This is a genomic window from Shinella granuli, assembly GCF_004341885.1.
Taxonomy (GTDB): Bacteria; Pseudomonadota; Alphaproteobacteria; order Rhizobiales; family Rhizobiaceae; genus Shinella; species Shinella granuli.
The window spans coordinates 38293-58914 of the sequence record NZ_SLVX01000016.1 but is presented as its reverse complement, the minus strand read 5'-3'; the positions used below and the strand labels follow the sequence as shown (position 1 = coordinate 58914).

Below are 20622 nucleotides of genomic sequence, written 5' to 3'. Positions count from 1 at the left end.
CCCGCTGTCACACCCTTGTCATCCCGGCCGATTAAGACGAGACTTAGATGTTCGGTTGTCTAGATTAATAGACATTTGGAGATGAGGCAATGGCATCAATTCGGAAATCTGCCGAAAGCGCCGCGACGGGCGAACGGCAGAGGGCGATGGGTCTGCTCGCGAAGGCGAGCCGGGCCGAACTGCAGGCGGCGTTCGACGCGCTCGGCGACAAGCCGGCCGCCCAGCCGGTGCGCGGCCCGGAAACGGGCCTCGTCATGGTGCGCGGGCGCATCGGCGGCGGCGGGGCGCCGTTCAATCTCGGTGAGGCGACGGTGACCCGCGCGAGCGTCCGTCTCGAAGACGGCACGGTCGGCCACGGCCAGGCGCTCGGCACCGACAGTGCCAAGGCGCGGCTTACGGCGATCTTCGATGCGCTCTTCCAGCAGCCGGCCCGCAGGGCCGGGGTGGAGGCGCTGCTTGACGTCGTCGCCGCGCGCATCGCCGACGAGGACGCCGAAAAGGCGCGCCAGACGGCCGCCACCCGCGTCGATTTCTTCACCATGGTTCGCGGAGAGGACTGATGACGACAGACACGCTCGCCTTTGCCGGCGGTTTCGACCAGCCGGTGTTCGAGGCCCAGGCCGCGTTCCGCACGCTGATGGACTGCATGGCCCGCCCGGGCACGATCGGCCGCATCGATGCGACAGTCGTGCCGCCCGCACCGCTGAACGCGACGGCCGGCGCCATCGCGCTGACGCTCTGCGACCACGATACCACCGTCTGGCTCACCCCGGCGCTCTCCCGCTCGGCGCTGCCGGGCTGGCTCGCCTTCAATGCCGGCGCGACGGTGACCGACGAGCGCCAGAACGCGCGCTTCGCCTTCGTGGAGAAGGGCGCAATGCTGCCCAATCTCAGTCTCTTCGCGCAAGGCACGCAGGAATATCCGGATCGTTCGACGACGCTCGTGGTCGAGATCGATGCTTTCGAGGGCGGACGGCCGCTCGTGCTGAAGGGGCCGGGCATCCGCACCGAGGCGGAGATCGCGCCGGTGGGCCTGCCCGACATGTTTCCGCATTTCTGGTCGGAGAACCGGCAGAATTTTCCGCGCGGCGTCGACCTGATCCTCGTTGCCGGAGCAAGAATCCTCTGCCTGCCGCGCACCACCATTGTCAGCGTGAAGGAGGCGTAGGACCATGTACGTTGCCGTCAAGGGTGGCGAAGCCGCCATCTCCAACGCCCACCGCCTCCTCGCCGACCGCCGCCGCGGCGACCGTTCGCTGCCGGCCATCGGCATCGAGCAGATCGTCGCGCAGCTCGGCCTTGCCGTCGATCGCGTGATGGCCGAAGCCTCGCTCTACGACCGGTCGCTCGCGGCGCTTGCCGTCCGCCAGGCGCGCGGCGACATGATCGAGGCGATCTTCATCCTGCGCGCCTACCGCACCACGCTGCCGCGCTTCGGCTATTCGAAGCCGGTCGAGACGGGCGACATGCGCGTCGAGCGCCGCGTCTCGGCGACCTACAAGGACCTGCCGGGTGGCCAGCTCCTCGGGCCCACCTTCGATTATACGCACCGCCTGCTCGATCCGTCGCTCCTGACGGACGAGGCGGTCGAAGCGCCGCTGGAGCGCGAGGAGGCCGGCGAGCCGGTGATGCGCGTTTCCGACATCCTGGCTGGCGAAGGGCTCGTCGAGGATGACGGCAGCCTGCCGGACGGTCATGTCGCGGGCGACCTGACGCGCGAACCGCTGGAATTCCCGATGGCGCGGGACCTGCGCCTGCAGGCGCTCGCCCGCGGCGACGAGGGCTTTCTGCTGGCGCTCGGCTACTCCACGCAGCGCGGCTATGCCCGCACCCATCCCTTCGTCGGCGAGGTGCGCATCGGCGAGGTCGAGGTGGAGTTGGACATGCCGGAACTCGGCTTTTCCGTCTCGCTCGGTCGCATCCAGGTGACCGAATGCCAGATGATCGCCCAGTTCAAGGGATCGGCGAAGAACCCGCCGCAGTTCACCCGCGGCTACGGCCTCGTCTTCGGCCAGAGCGAGCGCAAGGCCATGGCCATGTCGCTGGTCGACCGGGCGCTGCGCGCGGAGGAATTCGGCGAGGATATCGTCGCCCCGGCGCAGGATGAGGAATTCGTCATCTCCCATTCCGACAACGTGCAGGCGACCGGCTTCGTCGAGCACCTGAAGCTCCCGCACTACGTGGACTTCCAGGCCGAACTCGATCTTGTGCGCCGCATGCGGCGCGAATACGAGGCCGCGCAGAACATCGATCTTCCGGAGGCCGCAGAATGAGCACGGCAGACCTGGCGACCTACAATTTCGCCTATCTCGACGAACAGACCAAACGCATGATCCGCCGCGCGATCCTGAAAGCGATCGCCATTCCCGGCTACCAGGTGCCCTTCGCCTCGCGCGAAATGCCCATGCCCTATGGCTGGGGCACCGGCGGCGTGCAGGTGACGGCGGCGATCCTCGGCCCCAAGGACGTGCTGAAGGTCATCGACCAGGGGGCGGACGACACGACCAACGCCGTCTCCATCCGCGCCTTCTTCCAGAAGGTCGCCGATGTGGCGGTGACGACAAAGACGCGCGAGGCGACAATCATTCAGACGCGCCACCGCATTCCCGAGGAAAAGCTGACGGCCGGGCAGACGCTCGTCTACCAGGTGCCGATCCCCGAACCCTTGCGCTTCCTCGAGCCGCGCGAGACCGAGACGCGCAAGATGCACGCGCTGGAAGAATACGGCCTGATGCATGTCAAGCTCTACGAGGACATTGCCCGCAACGGCCATATCGCCACGACCTATGCCTATCCGGTGAAGGTGGAGGGCCGCTACGTCATGGACCCGTCGCCGACGCCGAAATTCGACAATCCGAAGATGCACATGTCGGAGGCGCTCCAGCTTTTCGGCGCGGGACGCGAAAAGCGCATCTACGCCGTGCCGCCCTTCACCGAGGTCGTCAGCCTCGATTTCGAGGACCATCCCTTCGAGATCCAGACCTTCGACAGGCCCTGCGCGCTGTGCGGCGCGGAGAATGTCTACCTCGACGAGGTCGTGCTCGACGACAAGGGCGGGCGGATGTTCGTCTGCTCGGACACCGATCATTGTGAAGAACGCTGCGCGGGCGGCCATCGCGGCTCTCTCGCCTATGACAAGGAGGCTGCCGAATGACCGACACGCCGCTTCTCAAAGTCCGCGACATCTCGAAGTTCTACGGCGCGCGCATCGGCTGCCAGAACGTCTCCTTCGATCTCTGGCCGGGTGAAGTGCTGGCGATCGTCGGCGAATCCGGCTCCGGCAAGACGACGCTGCTCAACTGCCTCGCCACCCGCCTGATGCCGAGCTCGGGCTCCGTCGAATATCGCATGCGCGATGGCGGGATGCGCGACCTGTCCCGCATGAGCGAGGCGGAGCGCCGCTTCCTGATGCGCACCGACTGGGGTTTCGTGCACCAGAACCCGGCGGACGGCCTGCGCATGGCGGTCTCGGCCGGCGCCAATGTCGGCGAGCGGCTGATGGCCGTCGGCGAGCGACACTACGGCAATATCCGCGAAACGGCCGGCAACTGGCTCGGCCGCGTCGAGATCAGCGTCGACCGCATCGACGACCAGCCGCGCGCCTTCTCGGGCGGCATGCGCCAGCGTCTTCAGATCGCCCGCAATCTCGTGACCTCTCCCCGCCTCGTCTTCATGGACGAGCCGACGGGCGGCCTCGACGTCTCGGTGCAGGCCCGCCTGCTCGATCTGTTGCGCGGCCTCGTGCAGGACCTCGGCCTTTCCGCGATCATCGTCACGCATGACCTTGCCGTCGCCCGCCTCCTCTCGCACCGCATGATGGTGATGAAGGACGGCATCGTCATCGAGCAGGGGCTCACCGACCGCGTGCTCGACGATCCGCGCGAAGCCTATACCCAGCTCCTCGTCTCCTCGATCCTTCAGGTGTGACCATGCCGACCCCGCTCGTTGTTTCCGAAGTCGCGAAGAGCTTCACCATGCATCTTCGCGACGGCATCCGCCTGCCCGTCATGTCGAATGTCGCTTTCTCGGTGAAGGCAGGCGAATGCGTCGTGCTGGGCGGCCCGTCCGGCATCGGCAAGAGTTCGCTGCTCAAGATGGTCTACGGCAACTATGCCGTCGACAGCGGCCAGATCCTCATCGAGCATGGCGGACGCCTGCTCGATCTGGCGGCCGCCGATCCGCGCACGATCCTGTCGGTGCGCCGCGCCACGCTCGGCTATGTCAGCCAGTTCCTGCGCACCGTGCCGCGCGTCGCGGCCGTTGACGTCGTCGCCGAGCCGCTGGCCGCCCGCGGCGTCGAGGCGGCCGAGGCGAAAGCGACGGCGGAGGCGATGCTCGCCCGACTCAACCTGCCGCGCGACCTCTGGCAGTTGCCGCCGGCCACCTTCTCCGGCGGCGAGCAGCAGCGCGTCAACATCGCCCGCGGCTTCATCACCGATCATCGCATCCTGCTGCTCGACGAGCCGACCGCCTCGCTCGACGCGAAGAACCGCGCCGTCGTCGTCGAGATGATCGCGGAGAAGAAGGCCGCCGGGGTCGCGCTTCTCGGCATCTTCCACGACGAGGACGTGCGCGAGAAGGTTGCCGACCGCATCGTCGACGTCTCTGCCTTCTCGCCGCGAAAGGCCGTCGCATGACCCGGCTGTCCGAAACGCCGCTGATCCATCCGACCGCCGTCGTGTCAGACACGGTGCTCGGCCGCTACACGGAGATCGACGAGAACTGCCGCGTCAGCGAAGCGGAGATCGGCGACTACTCCTACATCATGAACGGCGGCTCCGTCTGGTGCACGACGATCGGCAAGTTCGCCAACATCGCCGCCTCGGTGCGCATCAACGCGACGAACCACCCGATGTGGCGCGCGACCCTGCACCATTTCACCTACCGTGCCAACGACTACTGGCCGGACGCCGACCAGGAGGCCGACTTCTTCTCCTGGCGGCGCGACCATCGCGTCACCATAGGCCATGACGTGTGGATCGGTCACGGATCGACCATCCTGCCGGGTGTCACGATCGGCAACGGCGCTGTCATAGGCTCCGGCGCGGTCGTCACAAAGGACGTCGAACCCTACATGATCGTCGGCGGCGTCGCGGCGAAAGTCATCCGCGAACGCTTCCCCCGAACCATCGCCGAACGCATGGAAAAACTCGCCTGGTGGGACTGGGATCACGCCCGGCTGCGCACGGCTCTGGACGACTTTCGCAAACTTGACGCAGAAGCCTTCCTCGCCCGTCACGACGGGTGAGGAGGCCCCCTCCGATGCCGGAAATTCAGGCCTGTGGACTGTTATTTTTCCGACATGAAACTGACATCGCCCCTTCATCAACAGCGTTTAGAGCCAGTCCCGAAAACGACGAGGCCCGACCTCGATCCGACACAGGACAAAAGGGATCCATCATGTTTCGACTGAAGAATGTTACCCGCCGGTTCGGCGAGCGCGTTGCGGTCGACGACGTGACCTTCGACATTCCGCAGGGCCAGATGGTCGGTGTCATCGGCCGCTCCGGCGCCGGCAAGTCCACCATGCTGCGCATGATCAACCGTCTTGCCGATCCGAGCGAGGGTTCCATCCACTTCAATGACGTCGAGGTCTCCGCGTTGCGCGGCGCGGCATTGCGCAACTGGCAGCGCGACTGCGCCATGATCTTCCAGCAGTTCAACCTCGTGCCACGCCTCGATGTGCTCACCAACGTGCTGCTCGGCCGCCTCAACCATCGTTCGGCCGTGCTGAGCATCCTCAACCTCTTCACCCGCGAGGAGCGCATCATGGCGATTGCCGCGCTGGAGCGCCTCGGCATCGAGCAGACCGCGCTGCAGCCGGCCGGCACGCTCTCGGGCGGCCAGCAGCAGCGCGTGGCGATCGCAAGGGCGCTGATGCAGAACCCGAAGATGCTGCTTGCCGACGAGCCGATCGCCTCGCTCGACCCGCTGAACGCCAAGATCGTGATGGACGCGCTGCGCGACATCAACGAGCGCGAGGGCATCACCGTCATCACCAACCTGCACACGCTGGATACGGCGCGCGCCTATTGCGAGCGCATCATCGGCATGTCCGGCGGCCGCGTCGTCTTCGACGGACCGGCGCGTGACCTGGATGCCGAGGCGGTGCGCACGATCTACGGCACGGGCGCCGATGGGGCGGAGATCGACGAGAGCGTCACCTCCACGGCGATCCGCAATCCGGCCCGCCAGGACAACATCAAGGAATCCGCCAGCCCGACACCGCTGGCACTGGCCGGCCTTTGAGCCGACCGGGATCGATTGGCCCGCGTGAAGGGCCATCATTTTTCAAGAGCCCGGCAGAGCCGGTCAAACAGGAGAAAGACCATGCTGAAGAAAGCTCTTCTCGGCGCCGTCGCGCTCATCGCGCTCGCCGGCCACGTACAGGCTGAAGACCTCAAGGAATTCCGCGTCGGCATCATCGGCGGCGAGAACGAAGCCGACCGCCTGCGCAACTATCAGTGCCTCGGCGATCATCTGAAGGCCGAGCTCGGCTTCGAGAAGGTCTCGTTCTTCCCGGCCGCCGACTATGACGGCGTCATCCAGGGCCTGCTCGGCGGCACGCTCGACTATGCCGAACTCGGCGCCTCCGGCTTTGCCAAGATCTACCTCGCCAAGGCCGACGCCGTCGAGCCGATCCTGACGACCGTCCAGACGGACGGCTCGACCGGCTACCACTCGATCATGGTCGCCCGCAAGGATTCCGGCATCACCAAGCTGGAGGACCTGAAGGGCAAGAAGCTCGGCTTCGCCGATCCGGACTCCACCTCCGGCTACCTGATCCCGCTCGTCACGCTGCCGGAATCGATCGGCGGCCCGGTCAAGGAATATTTCGCTGAAACCGGCTTCGGCGGCGGCCATGAGAACCTGGTTCTCGAAGTCATGAAGGGCACCTTCGATGCCGGCACGACCTTCGGTTCGGGCGTCGGCGAGTGGAAGGACGGCTACACCTCCGGCAACCTGCACAAGATGGTCGAGAAGGGCATTCTCGACATGAACGACCTCGTCGAAGTCTGGAAGTCGCCGCTGATCCCGAACGGCCCGATCGTCGTCCGCTCCTCCATGGAAGGCGACATGAAGGCGAAGTTCAAGCAGTTCATGCTCGACCTGCCGCAGAAGGACGCCGCCTGCTTTGCCGCCGTCATGGGCGGTGACTTCACCTCGTTCACGGAGGTCAATGTCGACTTCTACAAGCCGATCATCGACGCCCGCAAGGCAACGATCGGCGGTTGATCGCCAAACAGCATCCGGCGCCGGCCGCAACCCGGCCGGCGCCTTTTGCTGACGTCGTCACCCCACTCTCGACGTCATCCTCGGGTCAAGCCCGACCATGACGGAAGAGAGGTCGTGGCGCTTTGTCGGCGATCAGGATTGCGCACACAGAACTCTGCCGAGACGGACAGATCATGGCCATGAACACGCTTCACGACGGCTTCAGCGAAAAGGGTGCGCTCATCGAGCGGCACTGGCAGGAGCTGAACGCCCGCCGCCGGCTCTATACCTGGCTCGGCCTTGCCATCCTCGCCATGGCGCTCACCGGCTCGCTCTGGTTCGCCAACGAGACCAATGCCGGAAAGTTCTTCGACCGGCTGCCGCATCTCTTCGATTTCGTCGGCGACATGGTGCCGCGTGACGGGCTGGAGGTCTTTCGCGCATTGTTCGACCTGCCGTCGCCCTATGATGACGGCAGCTTCAAGTACAATTACCCGGAGGGGCGGCTCTACATCACCGAGAGCCTCTATGTGCCGGAATATTTCCACAAGATGCTGGAGACGCTGAACATCGCGATCTTCTCCACCGTCATCGGCATGGTCTTCGGTTTCCTGCTCTGTTTCCTTGCGGCGAAGAACCTCGTCGCCAACCGCCTGCTGCGCGGCTTCGTGCGCCGCTTCATGGAGATCCTACGCGCCTTCCCGGAAGTCGTGCTCGCCGGCTTCTTCCTCGCCATCCTGTCGCTCGGCCCGCTGCCGGCCGTCATCGCCGTGTCGATCCACACGGTCGGAGCGCTCGGCAAACTGTTCTTCGAGGTGGTCGAGAATGCCGACATGAAGGCGGAGGAAGGGCTTCGCGCGGTCGGCGCAAGCTGGGTGGAGCGCGTCTGGTTCGGCATCGTGCCGCAGGTGCTGCCGAATTTCATGAGCTATTTCCTGCTGCGCCTCGAAATCAACGTGCGCGCCTCGACCATCATCGGCGCCGTCGGCGGCGGCGGCATCGGCGAATTGCTGCGCCTGTCCATCGGCCAGGGACACCAGGCCAAGACGCTCGCCATCGTGCTCCTGCTGCTCATCACCATCATCGCCGTCGACCAGTTTTCCGCCTGGCTGCGCCGCAGGCTCGTCGGCGATCACGCCTTCCGGCTGGCCCAATAGGAGAGTGCCATGACGACCCTCAATCCCGCTCAGATGGATGAGATCGCGGCACGCCATCCGGCCGTCTTCCACCGCTCGTTCTGGCAGCGCTTCCGCGTCGCCATCATCGCCGGCGGCTTCGTGCTCTACGCGCTCTATTGTTGGTGGTTCTTCGCCATCGGCCATGTGCTCGGCACGGCGAACTGGAACATTGCCGGCACCTATCTCGCCGACTGGGTCTCCTATGAGGTGCGCCCGGAAGTGACGATCGATCCCGACGGCGCGATGAAGTTGACCTATCCGCGCTTTTCGCCGCTCGGGCCGAATGCCGAGCCCGACTGGGTCGAGATCGAGCGCGGCACGATGACCCGCACCACGCCTTCCGCCGGCGCTGCGACGGACACCGCCCAAAAGCCCGCCTCGATGGGCTTCATGGGAACGGGCGGCACCATCGGCGGCTCGGCCACTGCCGCGAATGCCATGGCGACCGCGACCACCCGCGAGGAGGAGGTGGTCAAGCGTGCGAAGATCACGCTCAATTCCTCGACGAGCGTCGAGGTCGTGCCAGAGCGGGTGACCGTGCAGCATTCCGGCGAGACGCTGCTCGTCGAGATCGCCGGCTCCGATATGACGGTCGAGGGCGTGCTGCCGGCCTGGGCGACGCAGAAGGCGCCGGGCGAGAAGATCACGCTCTCCTTCGGTGTCGCCGGCTGGGGCGAGATCGAGGCGGACGACATCTCGATCCGCAAGCGCTTCTTCGGCTGGGCGAACTTCCTGTTCGACACCAATTCGCCCTTCCACGGCAAGCCGCTATCGGAAGTCTTCTCGCTGGTGACGTCGGGCGAGCGCATCGACCCGAAGCAGTCGAACCTGTCGCTTGCCTGGGACAACATCCTCTACAATGCGGAATGGCAGCATCTCGACGTCTGGACGAAGCTGCTCCAGACCATCGTCATGGCCTTCGTCGGCACGCTGTTCGCCATGCTGCTCGCCTTCCCGCTCGCCTTCCTCGCCGCGCGCAACATCACGCGGAGCTGGATCTCCAACCAGGTGACGAAGCGCCTCTTCGACTTCCTGCGCTCCGTCGACATGCTGATCTGGGCGCTGTTCTTCACCCGTGCCTTCGGCCCGGGGCCGCTCGCCGGCATGTCGGCGATCTTCTTCACGGATACGGGAACGCTCGGAAAACTCTATTCCGAGGCGCTGGAGAATATCGACGACAAGCAGCGCGAGGGCGTGAAGTCGGTCGGCGCGGCGCCGGCCGCGGTGCAGCGCTTCGGCGTGCTGCCGCAGGTCATGCCGCTCTTTGCCTCCCAGGCGCTTTATTTCTGGGAATCGAACACCCGTTCTGCCACGATCATCGGTGCGGTCGGCGCCGGCGGCATCGGCCTCAAGCTCTGGGAAGCGATGCGCACGAATTCCGACTGGGAGAACGTCGCCTATATGGTGCTGCTGATCCTCATCGTCGTCTTCGTCTTCGACGGCATCTCGAACGCGCTGCGCTCGCGCCTGATGGGCAAGCCGGCGCATTGAGCGGCGAAAGATCCGGCGTGGCGGCATGATGCTGCCACACGAATCCCTTCAAGTGCCGACGCCGCCGGACCGGCGGCGTCGAACGACTTTCACAGGAATGAACCATTGCGTTACGCCCTCTATTTCACCCCGCCCGCAAGCGACCCGCTGACCCTTGCCGCCCAGCGCTGGCTGGGGCGCAATGCGTTTACGGGGGCGGCGCTGGAACAGCCGGCCGTGAACGGCTTCGATGCGGCCGCGCTCGCCGGCCTGACGGCCGATCCGCGCCGCTACGGTTTCCACGCCACGCTGAAGGCACCCTTCGCGCTTGCCGAGGGCCGCAGCGAAGCCGAGCTGCTGGCTGCAATCGGCCGTTTCGCTTCCGAGGTCGGGCCTTTCGAGATTCCGCGCGCTGTCGTCGGCCGCCTCGGCTCCTTCTTCGCGCTGGTGCCCGGCGATGATTGCGAGCCGCTGCAGGCCTTTGCCGGCGAGGTGGTGCGCCGCTTCGAGCGTTTTCGCGCCCCGCTCACCTCCGCCGACATCGCCCGCCGCAAACCGGACGAGCTCACGGCCGAAGAGCGCCAGAACCTCGTGCAATGGGGCTATCCCTATGTTTTCGACACGTTCCGCTTTCATATGACGCTGACGGGGCGCGTCCCCGTGGAGCGCCGCGCGGCCGTCGAGGCCGCGCTGCTTGCGCATTTTTCCGATTTCCATGAACGCCCGCTGGCGATCGAGGGCCTCGCGCTCTTCCGCGAGCCCTCGCGCGGCGCCGATTTCACCGTCCATTCGCTTTTCCCGCTCGCAGCGGGAGCCAATAGAAAGACCGCCTGACATGACCCGCGAAACCGTTCTTTCCAATGCCCGCATCGTGCTTGAGGACCGGATCCTCGATGGCACGCTGGTGCTCCGTGATGGCCTGATCGCGGACATTTCCGAAGGTTCTTCCGCCGCTGGCGAGGACATGGAAGGCGACTTCCTCCTGCCCGGCCTCGTCGAACTGCACACCGACCATCTCGAAGCCCACTATTCGCCGCGCCCCGGCGTGCGCTGGGGCCTGACGGCGGCGATCCAGGCGCATGACGCCCAGGTCGTCACCTCGGGCATCACCACCGTCTTCGACTGCCTGCGCATGGGCTCGGACGAGGACGGCGGCTTCGAGCAGGGCGAGATGCGCGCCATGGCCGATGCCATCGCCGAGGCGCAGGACGAGGACCGCCTGCGCGCCGAGCACCTCATCCACCTGCGCTGCGAGGTCTCGACCGACAACGTGCTCGACCACTATGCGGAATTCGAGGACGATCCGCTGGTCCGCCTCGTCTCGCTGATGGACCACGCGCCGGGGCAGCGCCAGTTCCAGACGCTGGACCAGTACATCCTCTACTACAAGAAGAAGCGCGGCCTGACCGACGACGAATTCGCCGCCTTCTGCAAGCGCCAGCAGGACCTTTCCGCCCGCTATGCCAAGCCGCACCGCGATGCCATCGCCGCCTCCTGCGCGGCCCGCGACATCTCGGTCGCCAGCCATGACGACGCGACGCTGGAACATGTCGAGGAGGCGATCGGCTACGGCATCCGCCTTGCCGAGTTCCCGACCAGCTTTGACGCCGCCAAGGCCTCGCACGGTGCCGGCATGAGCGTCCTGATGGGCGCGCCGAACATCGTGCGCGGCAAGTCCCATTCCGGCAACATCGCCGCCCGCGACCTCGCGACGATGGGCGTGCTCGACGTGCTCTCCTCCGACTACGTGCCCTTCAGCCTGATGCATGCGCCCTTCATCCTCGCCGACGAGGTCGAGGGCATCGACCTGCCGCGCGCCATCGCCATGGTCTCCACCACGCCGGCCCGCACCGTCGGCCTCGACGATCGCGGCGCCATCGCCAGGGGCCTGCGCGCCGATCTCGTGCGCGTGCGCCGTCCCTCCGGCGTTCCGGTCGTGCGCTCGGTCTGGCGGCAGGGCAGGCGGGTCGCTTGAGCATGGAGGCCGAAATCGTCACGGCCCGGCCCCTGCCGGTCGCGGCCGGCACGATGGTCGTCGTCGTCGGCCCCAGCGGCGCGGGCAAGGACAGCGTCATGTCCTATGCCGCCCGGCATTTTGCCGGCGAGCCGCGCCTCGGCTTCGTGCGCCGCGTCATCACCCGCCCGCCGGATGCCGGCGGGGAGGCGCATGAGGCGGTCGATGCGGCCGGTTTCCAGGCGCGGGCGGCCGCCGGCGCCTTTGCGGTCTCGTGGGATGCGCACGGCCTTTCCTACGGCATTCCGCGCGAAACCCTCGACCGGCTTTCGGAGGGCATGACGCTGGTCGCCAATGGCAGCCGGTCGGCGCTGCCCGCCTTCGCTGCCGCCTACGAGCGGCTGAAGGTCGTGCTGATCACCGCCCGCGCCGACATTCTTGCCGCGCGTCTCGCCGCCCGCGGCCGGGAAAGCACCGAGGCCATCGCCCGCCGGCTCGACCGCGCCGTGCCCGAGATCGTCGTCGCTGCCGATACGGTCGTCATCGACAACAGCGGCGCGCTGGAAGAGGCGGGTGATGCCCTCGTGCGCCTGCTTGCCTCCGCCCTTGCGCGGGACGATTAGGGCTCCGGCTCAGTCCGCCTTCAGCGCCTTGAAGGCGGCAAGCGCCCGTTCGCGGGCGCGGGCGTGGTCGACGATGGGCTTCGGATAGGTCCTGCCGAGATCGATGCCGGCGCTCTTCAGCGCGGCCTCCGGTGCGGCGAAGGGCTTGTGGATCCAGGCGGCATCCAGGTTCTCCAGTTCCGGCACGAAGCGGCGTACATAGGTGCCGTCCGGATCGAATTTCTCGCCCTGCAGGATGGGATTGAAGATGCGGAAGAAGGGCGAGGCGTCTGCGCCGGAGCCGGCCACCCATTGCCAGTTCGCCGCATTCGAGGCCGCATCGGCGTCCACCAGCGTGTCGCGGAACCATTTTTCGCCGTGCCGCCAGTCGATCATCAGGTGCTTGATCAGGAAGGAGGCCGTGATCATGCGCACGCGGTTGTGCATCCAGCCGTGCCGCCAGAGCTGGCGCATGCCGGCATCGACGATCGGATAGCCCGTCAGGCCGCGCGTCCAGAGCGTGAAGGCCTCGCCGCGTTCCTCCCAGGGGAAGGCGTCGAACCGGTCGTTCCAGTTCTTCTCCGCGAGGGCGGGAAAATGGAAGTGCAGGTGGTAGCAGAATTCCCGCCAGGCCAGTTCCTTGCGGAAATGGACGAGATCGCCGGTCGGCGCGTCAAGCCCGCGCGTGGCGTGCCAGACGCGGGCCGGGGAGATTTCGCCGAGCGCCAGATACGGCGAGAGCATCGAGGTGGCGTCGAGGGCGGGATGGTCGCGGTCGGTGCCGTAGCCGTCGATCGCGCGGTCCACGAAGGTTGCAAGACGCTCCTGCGCGGCGGCTTCGCCCGGTGTCCATACCTCCCGGAAGGACGCGGCCCAGTCGGGCCTTGCCGGCGTGAGGCGCCAGTCCTCCAGGCGTTCCGACGTCAAGGGTTCGGGGAGGGCGGCCAGCCGTGCCGGCGGGTCGATCGGTTCCTGGGGTTCGCCCGCCCGTTCCAGCGCCTTCCAGAAGGGCGTGTAGACGCGAAAGGGCTTCTTTTCTCCCGTCAGCAGGCGGGTCGGGTCGTGCAGCAACTGGCCGGCGAAGCTGGTGGCGGCAAGGCCGCGCGTCTTCAGCGCGGCCTTGATCGCGCGGTCGATTGCCATGCCCGACGGGTCGTGCCGGCGGTTCCAGTGGACGGTGTCGGCGCCGGTCTCGGCGATCAGCGCGTCGAGGACCGCATCGGCCGGCCCGCTGCGCAGGACGAGCGGCGCGCCGAGCCCGGAGAGGTTCCCGGCCAGCGCTTCGAGGGCGTGGTGCAGCCACCAGCGCTGGGCGGCGCCGAGCGCGCCGGTTCCGGCCTCCGCAGGCTCAAGGACATAGAGCGGGACGACGGGGCGCCCGGTATCCGCGGCGGCGGCCAGCGCCGCATTGTCGTCGATGCGCAGGTCCTTGCGGAACCAGACGATGACCGGGGCTTGGTGCGTTGCCATCGGGCCGTCACGTCCTCTTCGGCAGGGGGCGGGTCAGGATGAAAAGGGCGCTTGCCGACAGGACGAGACCGACCACGACCGCAAGAAGAGGCGACGGCGCCGTGCGGTAATAGAAGAAACCGTAGCTCGCGACGATGAGACAGATGGCGATCGTCTTCGCGCGCGCCGAGATCGCGCCCTCGCGCCGCCAGTTCGCCAGCGGCGGGCCGAGGGTGCGGTGGTTCAGCAGCCAGTGTTCGAGGCGCGGCGAGGAGCGGGAAAAGCACCAAGCCGCGACGAGCAGGAACGGCGTCGTCGGCAGGAGCGGCAGGAAGACGCCGACAATGCCGATCGCCGTCATCAGCACGCCTGCCGCCATATAGATCGATCGCACCGGGTATCCTCGCTTCAGCCCGCGTTCGACCGTTCACATAGAGCGTCGCATCGCCGTCTCCAAGGGCATTGATGCCGCAGGAGGGCGGGAATAATTGGTAAAGACCGGCTGAGAAGGCAAGGCTTCGCTCTTGCCTCTTCTTCCCGGGGGAGGAAGAGGCCTGGTGTCGGGCGCCTTCATTCTATGGCCGATTGCCTGAGGCGGCCGCCTCATGGCGGGCGGAATAGCACACCCGCTACGGCAGGCCGTTTCTGCCGTGTCGCAGCGATCAGGCTTCCTTGCCGTTCGTCGTCGCCTTGACGGATTTTGCCTTCGCGACGATCGGCTTTTCCGTCGCGGCTTCGGCCTTCTTGCGCGGCTTGGCCGGGTCGGACTTCTTCGCCTGCGCCTTCCTGGATATCTCGATCAGCGGCGTCCTGGCGCCGGACGGCCTCGCCTCCGGGGCAAGTGCCACGCGCTCGAATTCGTCGCGCTCCTGCACTGCCTGTTCCCAGTGCTCGGCGTCATGGCCGTGCGGCCGTCCCGCCTCTTCCCAGAGCGTATAGGCCCGCTTGCTGATCCATTCCCTTCGCGCATCCGTCATCGCTAATCCCCGTTCCAGATTGAACTGACGTCGTGCCGCCGCTGCCGCAGAAAAGGGCAGGCAGGATCGGGACACGGAACTCGCTGGATGGCCGGGACGACATTAACCGGCACGTCCAGATACCAGGCACCATGCGCTCCGGGCATCGCCCCACGGGAGCAGGTCTGCTTCATGCGATTCGCCGGGTTAGAATGCGCCCAAAGCGACGGGGCATCAAGCAGACATGGATGCGGCAGAATGACCGTTTGCCGGCCGGAAAGGGAAAAACATGCTGCCGGCTGCGGTAAACCGGCGTAATTTTGGAAAAGTTTCATGCTTGCGGGTGGACAGCGCCAATCCCGCCAACGTATTGTCCGCATGAGAGAATATTCAACGCGGGCGATGGAATCGAAAGGCAGGGCGTTTGGTAGCGGCAGGGCAACAGCATCGACCTGTTCGTCGGGCTTTTTGCCTCTTCTGTGCTGCGCTTGCCTGTCTTTTGCTGCTGATATTGACGCTCTCGGCGCCGTCTGCCGCCGGTGCCGGTTCGAAGATGCTTCGCTACGGCACCCACAAGACCGCGGGCCATCCCTCGGCGCTTCCCGATGCCGAATGCCGCAAGCGCATTGTCGCCGGGAAAGTGACGCCGCTCGACAGCACAGGCGATCTTGCCTGCCTGCCGGCGCGGGAAGCTTTTGGCCTCGAGGGCATGGTGACCGCCATGGCCATCATCGTGCCTTCGGTCTCCGGCGCGGGGCATGTGGACATGCGCGGGGCGCGTGCCCCTCCGTTGAATTTCACCTGACGACCGCCGCCGATCGTCCCGTCGGTCGCGTGCGGTCTCCCGATTTTGCCGGCATGCCGGCGCGTGAGAAGCTCTGACGTTCGAAAGCGACCGATCAAACGATGACAGGTGAAATGATTCTGGTCCTGCTGGTCTGCCTTCCCTTCGCGGGAAGCCTTGCCGCGACCATTCTGCTGCGGACCGATTCGAGGGTGCTTGCCGCGCGCATGTCCGGCGCCGTGGCCTTTGTGAGCCTGGTGCTGACCGCCGCGCTCTATCCCGCGGTGCGCGACGGCGGCAAGGTCCGGATTGACCTCGAATGGCTGCCGCAGCTCGGGCTCAACGTCACGCTGCGCATGGATGGCTTTGCCTGGCTCTTTGCGATGCTCATCACCGGCATCGGCTGCCTCATCGTGCTCTATGCACGCTACTACATGTCGGAGGAGGATCCGGTTCCGCGTTTCTTCTCCTTCCTGCTCGCCTTCATGGGCTCGATGCTCGGCATCGTGCTGTCGGGCAACATCATCCTGCTGTCGGTGTTCTGGGAGCTGACCAGCATCTTCTCCTTCCTCCTGATCAGCTACTGGCATCACAATGCCGCTGCCCGCGACGGCGCGCGCATGGCGCTGACGATCACCGGCATCGGCGGCTTCTGCCTGCTCGCCGGCCTGCTCGTGCTCGGCCATATCGTCGGCAGCTACGATCTCGACGTGGTGCTTTCGTCCGGCGATCAGATCAAGGCGCATCCGCTCTACCTGACGGCGCTCGTGCTGATCCTCATCGGTGCGCTGACGAAGAGCGCGCAGGTGCCGTTCCACTTCTGGCTGCCCAATGCCATGGCCGCGCCGACGCCGGTCTCGGCCTATCTGCATTCGGCGACCATGGTGAAGGCGGGCGTCTTCCTGCTCGTGCGGCTCTGGCCCGCGCTGTCGGGCACCTATGAATGGTTCATGCTGGTCGGCATTGCCGGTGTGTGCACGCTGATCCTCGGCGCCTATTTCGCGATGTTCCAGCAGGACCTGAAGGGGCTGCTCGCCTATTCGACCATCAGCCATCTCGGTCTCATCACCACGTTGCTCAGCCTCGGCAGCCCGGTCGCCGCCGTGGCGGCGATCTTTCACATGATGAACCATGCCACCTTCAAGGCCTCGCTCTTCATGGCCGCCGGCATCATCGACCACGAGACCGGCACGCGCGACATGCGACGATTGAGCGGGCTCTTCAAATACCTGCCGATAACCGGCACGCTCGCCATGGTGGCGAGCGCGGCCATGGCCGGCGTGCCGCTGCTCAACGGCTTCATCTCCAAGGAAATGTTCTTCGCCGAGGCGGTGGAGACGCATGCCGATTCCGTGCTCGACCGCATGCTGCCCTATGTCGCCACGCTTGCCGGCGCCTTCTCGGTCGCCTATTCGCTCCGCTTCATCCACATGGTCTTCTTCGGCCCCGAGCCGACCGACCTGCCGAAGCCCAAGCCGCACGAGCCGCCGCGCTGGATGCGCTTTCCCATCGAGTTCCTGGTGCTCGCCTGCCTCGTCGTCGGCATCATCCCGTCGCTCTCGATCGGCCCGTTCCTGCATTCGGCCGTCGTCTCGGTGCTTGGTACGCGCACACCGGAATACAGCCTCGCCTTCTGGCACGGCATCAATACCCCGCTTATCATGAGCATGATCGCGCTCATCGGCGGCGCCGCACTCTACGCAGTGCTGAAGGACTATCTTGCCAGGTGCGACGACGGCCCGCCGCTCTTCCGCCATCTCGGCGGCCAGCGCATCTTCGAGCGTGTGCTCGTCACGGTCTCGTGGAAATGGGCACGCTGGCTTGAAAGCCGTCTCAGCACCCGCAATCTCCAGCCGCAGTTGCGCCTCGTCGCGGCCGCCGGATTGCTGGCGGGCGTCGTGCCGCTCTACATGGCGGGCTTTGCGCCGAAGCCGCTGGTCTTCGGGGACATCGATCCCATCTTCGCCGCCATCTGGTGCGTCGGCGCCTTCTGCGCGCTGGGCGCTGCCTACCAGGCGAAATACCATCGCCTTGCCGCGCTCGTCCTGCTCGGTGGCGCGGGCATCACGACCTGCATCACCTTCGTCTGGCTCTCCGCGCCGGATCTTGCCATCACGCAGCTCGTCGTGGAAATCGTCACGACGGTCCTCCTGCTGCTCGGCCTGCGCTGGCTGCCCAAGCGCTCGGAGAAGATCGACAACTCCGTCACCCTGTCGGCCCGCAGCCGCCGCTTCCGCGACTTCCTGCTTGCGGTCTCCTGCGGCCTCGGCATGTTCGTCTTCTCCTACGCGATCATGAACCAGCCGGTGCCGGACGCCATTGCCAGCTACTTCCTCGAAAAGGCCTATGCCGAAGGGGGCGGGCGCAACGTCGTCAACGTCATCCTCGTTGATTTCCGCGGCTTCGACACGATGGGCGAGATCGCGGTCCTGGCCATCGTCGCGCTGACGGTCTTCGCCCTCCTGCGCCGTTTCCGCCCCGCGCCGGACAGCATCGAGAAACCGGAGCAGCAGCGCATCCAGGCCGCCTATGACGCCGAACGCCCCGAGCGCTCGGCGGGCGATACGGTGCGCGATTATCTGCTGGTGCCCTCGGTCATCATGCAGTGGATGTTCCCGGTCATCATCACGTTTGCGATCTATCTCTTCCTGCGCGGCCATGACCTGCCGGGCGGCGGCTTTGCCGGCGGGGTCACCATGGCGATCGCCTTCCTGCTGCAATATCTGGGCGGCGGCGTGCGCTGGGCGGAGGACCGGCTGCGCATCCTGCCGCTGCGCTGGATGGGTGTCGGCCTGCTGCTGGCCGCGATCACCGGCATGGGCGCGTGGGCGTTCGGCTATCCGTTCCTGACCAGCCATTCGCAATATGTCGAGATACCCTTCATCGGCAAGGTACCCGCGGCGAGCGCGCTGTTCTTCGACCTCGGGGTCTTCTCGCTCGTCGTCGGCGCGACGGTGCTGATCCTCATCGCGCTCGCGCACCAGTCCATACGCATGCATCGGGTTCGCAATCTCGAAGCCCCCAAGGCGGAGGAGGCCTGATGGAACTCGTTCTTTCGCTCGGTATCGGCATCATGACAGGCTCGGGCGTCTGGCTCATCCTGCGCCCGCGCACCTATCAGGTCATCATCGGCCTCTCGCTGCTCTCCTATGCGGTGAACCTCTTCATCTTTGCGGTCGGCGGCGTGAAGTCCAATGCCGCGCCGCTGCTGGAGGAGGGCGTCGACATCTCGACGATGACCGATCCGGTGCCGCATGCGCTGGTGCTCACCGCCATCGTCATCGGCTTTGCCACGACGGCGCTCTTCCTCGTGGTGCTGCTGGCGGCCCGCGGCCTCACCGGCACCGACCATGTCGACGGCAGGGAGCAGCCGAAATGAGCGGCTGGCAGCAACACCTCATCATCGCGCCCATCGTCATCCCGCTCGTCGCGGGCGCGCTCCTGCTGTTCTTCGACGAGCGCGAGCGCGTCCTCAAGGCAATGATCAGCGTCGTGTCGTGCCTGGCGCTCGCGGCGGTCGCCATCAGCCTGTTCCGTCTTGCGAACAACGGCTCGGACGGTTTCGAGGGCGTCTACCTGCTCGGCAACTGGCCGGCGCCCTTCGGCATCGTGCTGGTCGTCGACCGGCTCTCGGCGCTGATGCTCGTCCTCGCCTCGATCCTCGCCATCCCGACGCTCGTCTTCGCGCTTGCCCGCTGGCACACCGCCGGCGCGCATTTCCATTCGCTGTTCCAGTTCCTGCTGATGGGCCTCAACGGCGCGTTCCTCACGGGCGACCTCTTCAACCTCTTCGTCTTCTTCGAGGTGATGCTGGCTGCGTCCTACGGCCTCCTGATGCACGGTTCCGGCTCGATGCGCGTCAAGGCCGGCATGCACTATATCGCCGTCAACCTCGCTGCCGCGCTCTGCTTCCTGATCGGCGTCAGCGCCATCTACGGCTCGGCCGGCACGCTCAACATGGCGGACCTTGCCGTGCGCATCGGCGAGATCGAGGGCGAGCGGCGCATGCTGCTGGAAGCCGGCGCCGGCATCCTCGGCATCGTCTTCCTCATCAAGGCCGGCATGTGGCCGTTGAACTTCTGGCTGCCGGGCGCCTACAGCGCCGCGACGGCGCCGGTCGCCGGCATCTTCGCCATCATGAGCAAGGTCGGCATCTATGTCATCCTGCGCCTCTCGCTGCTCGTCTTCGGGCAGGGGGATTCGGCCGGGCTCGGCCTCAACGTGCTGCTCTACGGCGGCATGGCGACCATCGCCTTCGGCACGATCGGGGTTCTCGCCTCGCAGGCGCTTGGGCGGCTGGCGAGCTATTCCGTGCTCGTTTCCTCCGGCACGCTGCTCGCGGTCCTCGGCCTCAACAACGGCACGGTGACATCGGGCGCGCTCTTCTACATGGTTAGTTCCACGCTGACGATCGCCGCCTTCTTCCTGCTGATCGAGCTCGTCGAGCGCGGGCAGGATGCGGGTGCATCGGTCCTCGCCGTGACCATGGAAGCCTACGGCGATGCGGACGAGGAGGACGAGGAGGTCGAGGTCGGCGTCACCATGCCCGGCACGATCGCCGTGCTCGGCATCTGCTTTGCCGCCTGCGGCATCCTGCTCTCCGGCCTGCCGCCGCTTTCCGGCTTCGTCGCGAAATTCGCCATGCTGTCGGGCATGATCGGAACGGGCGCGAACAGCGAGGCGCCGATCGCCGCGTCGGCGTGGTGGATCGTCGCCCTGCTCATCCTGTCGGGGCTGGCGGCGCTGATCTCGATGACCCGCGCCGGCATCCGCACCTTCTGGGCCTCGATGGAGGGCACCGTGCCGCGGGTCCTCGTCATGGAGATGGCCCCGGTCATGCTCTTGATCGCGCTGACGCTGGCGCTCACCATCAAGGCCGGCCCGGCGATGGGGTACATGGAGGAGACCATCCGCAATCTGCAGCAGCCGGCCGCCTATATCGATGCCGTGATCAATGCGCGCCGAGCCGGTGTCGCCGAACCGAGCGGGCCGGATGGCGGGGGAGGGCTCTGAC

General features: G+C 66.2%; 21 protein-coding genes. 18 read left to right on the top strand and 3 right to left on the bottom strand.

Annotation, left to right across the window (positions count from 1 at the left end; all coding sequences use genetic code 11):
- Nucleotides 1-89: 89 nt before the first annotated feature.
- From phnG to phnN, 14 genes are all read left to right on the top strand, one after another.
- Nucleotides 90-560, top strand: coding sequence for a phosphonate C-P lyase system protein PhnG (gene phnG, locus EV665_RS21770; protein ID WP_133035659.1), 471 nt, complete (start codon nucleotides 90-92; stop codon nucleotides 558-560).
- On the top strand, nucleotides 560-1168 hold the full coding sequence (gene phnH, locus EV665_RS21765) for a phosphonate C-P lyase system protein PhnH (protein WP_133035658.1): 609 nt from the start codon (nucleotides 560-562) through the stop codon (nucleotides 1166-1168). The genes phnG and phnH overlap by 1 nt, the downstream gene beginning before the upstream one ends.
- Nucleotides 1169-1172: 4 nt before the next feature.
- Nucleotides 1173-2273 carry a carbon-phosphorus lyase complex subunit gene (locus tag EV665_RS21760; RefSeq protein ID WP_133035657.1) on the top strand — a complete coding sequence of 367 codons (1101 nt, stop codon included), beginning with the start codon at nucleotides 1173-1175 and terminating at the stop codon, nucleotides 2271-2273.
- Nucleotides 2270-3154, top strand: coding sequence for an alpha-D-ribose 1-methylphosphonate 5-phosphate C-P-lyase PhnJ (locus EV665_RS21755; RefSeq protein ID WP_133035656.1), 885 nt, complete (start codon nucleotides 2270-2272; stop codon nucleotides 3152-3154). Before EV665_RS21760 ends, EV665_RS21755 begins: the two co-directional genes overlap by 4 nt.
- Nucleotides 3151-3927, top strand: a complete 777-nt coding sequence (phnK, locus tag EV665_RS21750) for a phosphonate C-P lyase system protein PhnK (RefSeq protein WP_133035655.1) — start codon at nucleotides 3151-3153, stop codon at nucleotides 3925-3927. The genes EV665_RS21755 and phnK overlap by 4 nt, the downstream gene beginning before the upstream one ends.
- A 2-nt stretch (nucleotides 3928-3929) precedes the next feature.
- Complete coding sequence (gene phnL / locus EV665_RS21745; protein ID WP_133035654.1) at nucleotides 3930-4637, top strand: phosphonate C-P lyase system protein PhnL; 708 nt, start codon at nucleotides 3930-3932, stop codon at nucleotides 4635-4637.
- Nucleotides 4634-5248, top strand: coding sequence for a DapH/DapD/GlmU-related protein (locus EV665_RS21740; protein WP_064333159.1), 615 nt, complete (start codon nucleotides 4634-4636; stop codon nucleotides 5246-5248). The genes phnL and EV665_RS21740 overlap by 4 nt, the downstream gene beginning before the upstream one ends.
- 152 nt (nucleotides 5249-5400) lie before the next feature.
- Complete coding sequence (gene phnC, locus EV665_RS21735; protein WP_064333160.1) at nucleotides 5401-6249, top strand: phosphonate ABC transporter ATP-binding protein; 849 nt, start codon at nucleotides 5401-5403, stop codon at nucleotides 6247-6249.
- An 81-nt stretch (nucleotides 6250-6330) separates the two neighbouring features.
- The gene (gene phnD / locus EV665_RS21730) at nucleotides 6331-7236 is read left to right on the top strand and encodes a phosphonate ABC transporter substrate-binding protein (protein WP_064333161.1); all 906 of its coding nucleotides are present in this window, start codon (nucleotides 6331-6333) and stop codon (nucleotides 7234-7236) included.
- A gap of 179 nt (nucleotides 7237-7415) precedes the next feature.
- Nucleotides 7416-8372 (top strand): phosphonate ABC transporter, permease protein PhnE, encoded by a 957-nt coding sequence (phnE, locus tag EV665_RS21725; protein WP_245507787.1) that lies wholly within the window; start codon nucleotides 7416-7418, stop codon nucleotides 8370-8372.
- 9 nt (nucleotides 8373-8381) lie between these two features.
- Nucleotides 8382-9884, top strand: a complete 1503-nt coding sequence (gene phnE / locus EV665_RS21720; protein WP_133035652.1) for a phosphonate ABC transporter, permease protein PhnE — start codon at nucleotides 8382-8384, stop codon at nucleotides 9882-9884.
- 105 nt (nucleotides 9885-9989) lie between these two features.
- On the top strand, nucleotides 9990-10697 hold the full coding sequence (locus EV665_RS21715) for a DUF1045 domain-containing protein (RefSeq protein ID WP_064333164.1): 708 nt from the start codon (nucleotides 9990-9992) through the stop codon (nucleotides 10695-10697).
- Nucleotide 10698: 1 nt separating this feature from the next.
- Nucleotides 10699-11838, top strand: coding sequence for an alpha-D-ribose 1-methylphosphonate 5-triphosphate diphosphatase (locus tag EV665_RS21710; RefSeq protein WP_133035651.1), 1140 nt, complete (start codon nucleotides 10699-10701; stop codon nucleotides 11836-11838).
- A gap of 2 nt (nucleotides 11839-11840) precedes the next feature.
- Entirely contained in the window at nucleotides 11841-12440 is a 600-nt protein-coding gene (gene phnN / locus EV665_RS21705; RefSeq protein ID WP_133035721.1) for a phosphonate metabolism protein/1,5-bisphosphokinase (PRPP-forming) PhnN, read from the top strand.
- A gap of 9 nt (nucleotides 12441-12449) precedes the next feature.
- On the opposite strand, the gene EV665_RS21700 is transcribed toward phnN, so the two are convergent.
- The 3 genes from EV665_RS21700 to EV665_RS33295 all read right to left on the bottom strand — a co-directional run bounded on the left by EV665_RS21700 (nucleotide 12450) and on the right by EV665_RS33295 (nucleotide 14845).
- Complete coding sequence (locus EV665_RS21700; protein WP_133035650.1) at nucleotides 12450-13889, bottom strand: cryptochrome/photolyase family protein; 1440 nt, start codon at nucleotides 13887-13889, stop codon at nucleotides 12450-12452.
- 7 nt (nucleotides 13890-13896) lie between these two features.
- A complete protein-coding gene (locus EV665_RS21695) occupies nucleotides 13897-14262 on the bottom strand; it encodes a YbaN family protein (RefSeq protein ID WP_064333168.1) in 366 nt (121 codons plus the stop codon).
- Between the two features lie 268 nt (nucleotides 14263-14530).
- Nucleotides 14531-14845, bottom strand: coding sequence for a DUF2934 domain-containing protein (locus tag EV665_RS33295; RefSeq protein WP_133035649.1), 315 nt, complete (start codon nucleotides 14843-14845; stop codon nucleotides 14531-14533).
- Between the two features lie 403 nt (nucleotides 14846-15248).
- On the opposite strand from EV665_RS33295, the gene EV665_RS21685 reads away from it, so the two are divergent.
- The 4 genes from EV665_RS21685 (at nucleotide 15249) to EV665_RS21670 (ending at nucleotide 20621) form a co-directional block, all read left to right on the top strand.
- Complete coding sequence (locus EV665_RS21685; RefSeq protein ID WP_133035648.1) at nucleotides 15249-15629, top strand: hypothetical protein; 381 nt, start codon at nucleotides 15249-15251, stop codon at nucleotides 15627-15629.
- Between the two features lie 101 nt (nucleotides 15630-15730).
- A complete protein-coding gene (locus tag EV665_RS21680; RefSeq protein ID WP_064333171.1) occupies nucleotides 15731-18649 on the top strand; it encodes a monovalent cation/H+ antiporter subunit A in 2919 nt (972 codons plus the stop codon).
- Complete coding sequence (locus tag EV665_RS21675) at nucleotides 18649-18987, top strand: Na+/H+ antiporter subunit C (protein ID WP_064333172.1); 339 nt, start codon at nucleotides 18649-18651, stop codon at nucleotides 18985-18987. The genes EV665_RS21680 and EV665_RS21675 overlap by 1 nt, the downstream gene beginning before the upstream one ends.
- A complete protein-coding gene (locus EV665_RS21670; protein WP_064333173.1) occupies nucleotides 18984-20621 on the top strand; it encodes a monovalent cation/H+ antiporter subunit D in 1638 nt (545 codons plus the stop codon). Before EV665_RS21675 ends, EV665_RS21670 begins: the two co-directional genes overlap by 4 nt.
- Nucleotide 20622 lies beyond the last annotated feature (1 nt).

What these genes read in the sequence shown, in the direction of transcription:
- phnD (WP_064333161.1), top strand. Translation starts at nt 6,331, where the DNA reads ATGCTGAAGAAAGCTCTTCTCGGCGCCGTCGCGCTCATCGCGCTCGCC.
- phnK (WP_133035655.1), top strand. Translation starts at nt 3,151, where the DNA reads ATGACCGACACGCCGCTTCTCAAAGTCCGCGACATCTCGAAGTTCTAC.
- phnE (WP_133035652.1), top strand. Translation starts at nt 8,382, where the DNA reads ATGACGACCCTCAATCCCGCTCAGATGGATGAGATCGCGGCACGCCAT.
- EV665_RS21670 (WP_064333173.1), top strand. Translation starts at nt 18,984, where the DNA reads ATGAGCGGCTGGCAGCAACACCTCATCATCGCGCCCATCGTCATCCCG.
- EV665_RS21755 (WP_133035656.1), top strand. Translation starts at nt 2,270, where the DNA reads ATGAGCACGGCAGACCTGGCGACCTACAATTTCGCCTATCTCGACGAA.
- EV665_RS33295 (WP_133035649.1), bottom strand. Translation starts at nt 14,845, where the DNA reads ATGACGGATGCGCGAAGGGAATGGATCAGCAAGCGGGCCTATACGCTC.
- phnE (WP_245507787.1), top strand. Translation starts at nt 7,416, where the DNA reads ATGAACACGCTTCACGACGGCTTCAGCGAAAAGGGTGCGCTCATCGAG.
- EV665_RS21700 (WP_133035650.1), bottom strand. Translation starts at nt 13,889, where the DNA reads ATGGCAACGCACCAAGCCCCGGTCATCGTCTGGTTCCGCAAGGACCTG.
- phnN (WP_133035721.1), top strand. Translation starts at nt 11,841, where the DNA reads ATGGAGGCCGAAATCGTCACGGCCCGGCCCCTGCCGGTCGCGGCCGGC.
- phnH (WP_133035658.1), top strand. Translation starts at nt 560, where the DNA reads ATGACGACAGACACGCTCGCCTTTGCCGGCGGTTTCGACCAGCCGGTG.
- phnC (WP_064333160.1), top strand. Translation starts at nt 5,401, where the DNA reads ATGTTTCGACTGAAGAATGTTACCCGCCGGTTCGGCGAGCGCGTTGCG.
- EV665_RS21680 (WP_064333171.1), top strand. Translation starts at nt 15,731, where the DNA reads ATGACAGGTGAAATGATTCTGGTCCTGCTGGTCTGCCTTCCCTTCGCG.
- EV665_RS21740 (WP_064333159.1), top strand. Translation starts at nt 4,634, where the DNA reads ATGACCCGGCTGTCCGAAACGCCGCTGATCCATCCGACCGCCGTCGTG.
- phnG (WP_133035659.1), top strand. Translation starts at nt 90, where the DNA reads ATGGCATCAATTCGGAAATCTGCCGAAAGCGCCGCGACGGGCGAACGG.
- EV665_RS21675 (WP_064333172.1), top strand. Translation starts at nt 18,649, where the DNA reads ATGGAACTCGTTCTTTCGCTCGGTATCGGCATCATGACAGGCTCGGGC.
- EV665_RS21760 (WP_133035657.1), top strand. Translation starts at nt 1,173, where the DNA reads ATGTACGTTGCCGTCAAGGGTGGCGAAGCCGCCATCTCCAACGCCCAC.
- phnL (WP_133035654.1), top strand. Translation starts at nt 3,930, where the DNA reads ATGCCGACCCCGCTCGTTGTTTCCGAAGTCGCGAAGAGCTTCACCATG.
- EV665_RS21710 (WP_133035651.1), top strand. Translation starts at nt 10,699, where the DNA reads ATGACCCGCGAAACCGTTCTTTCCAATGCCCGCATCGTGCTTGAGGAC.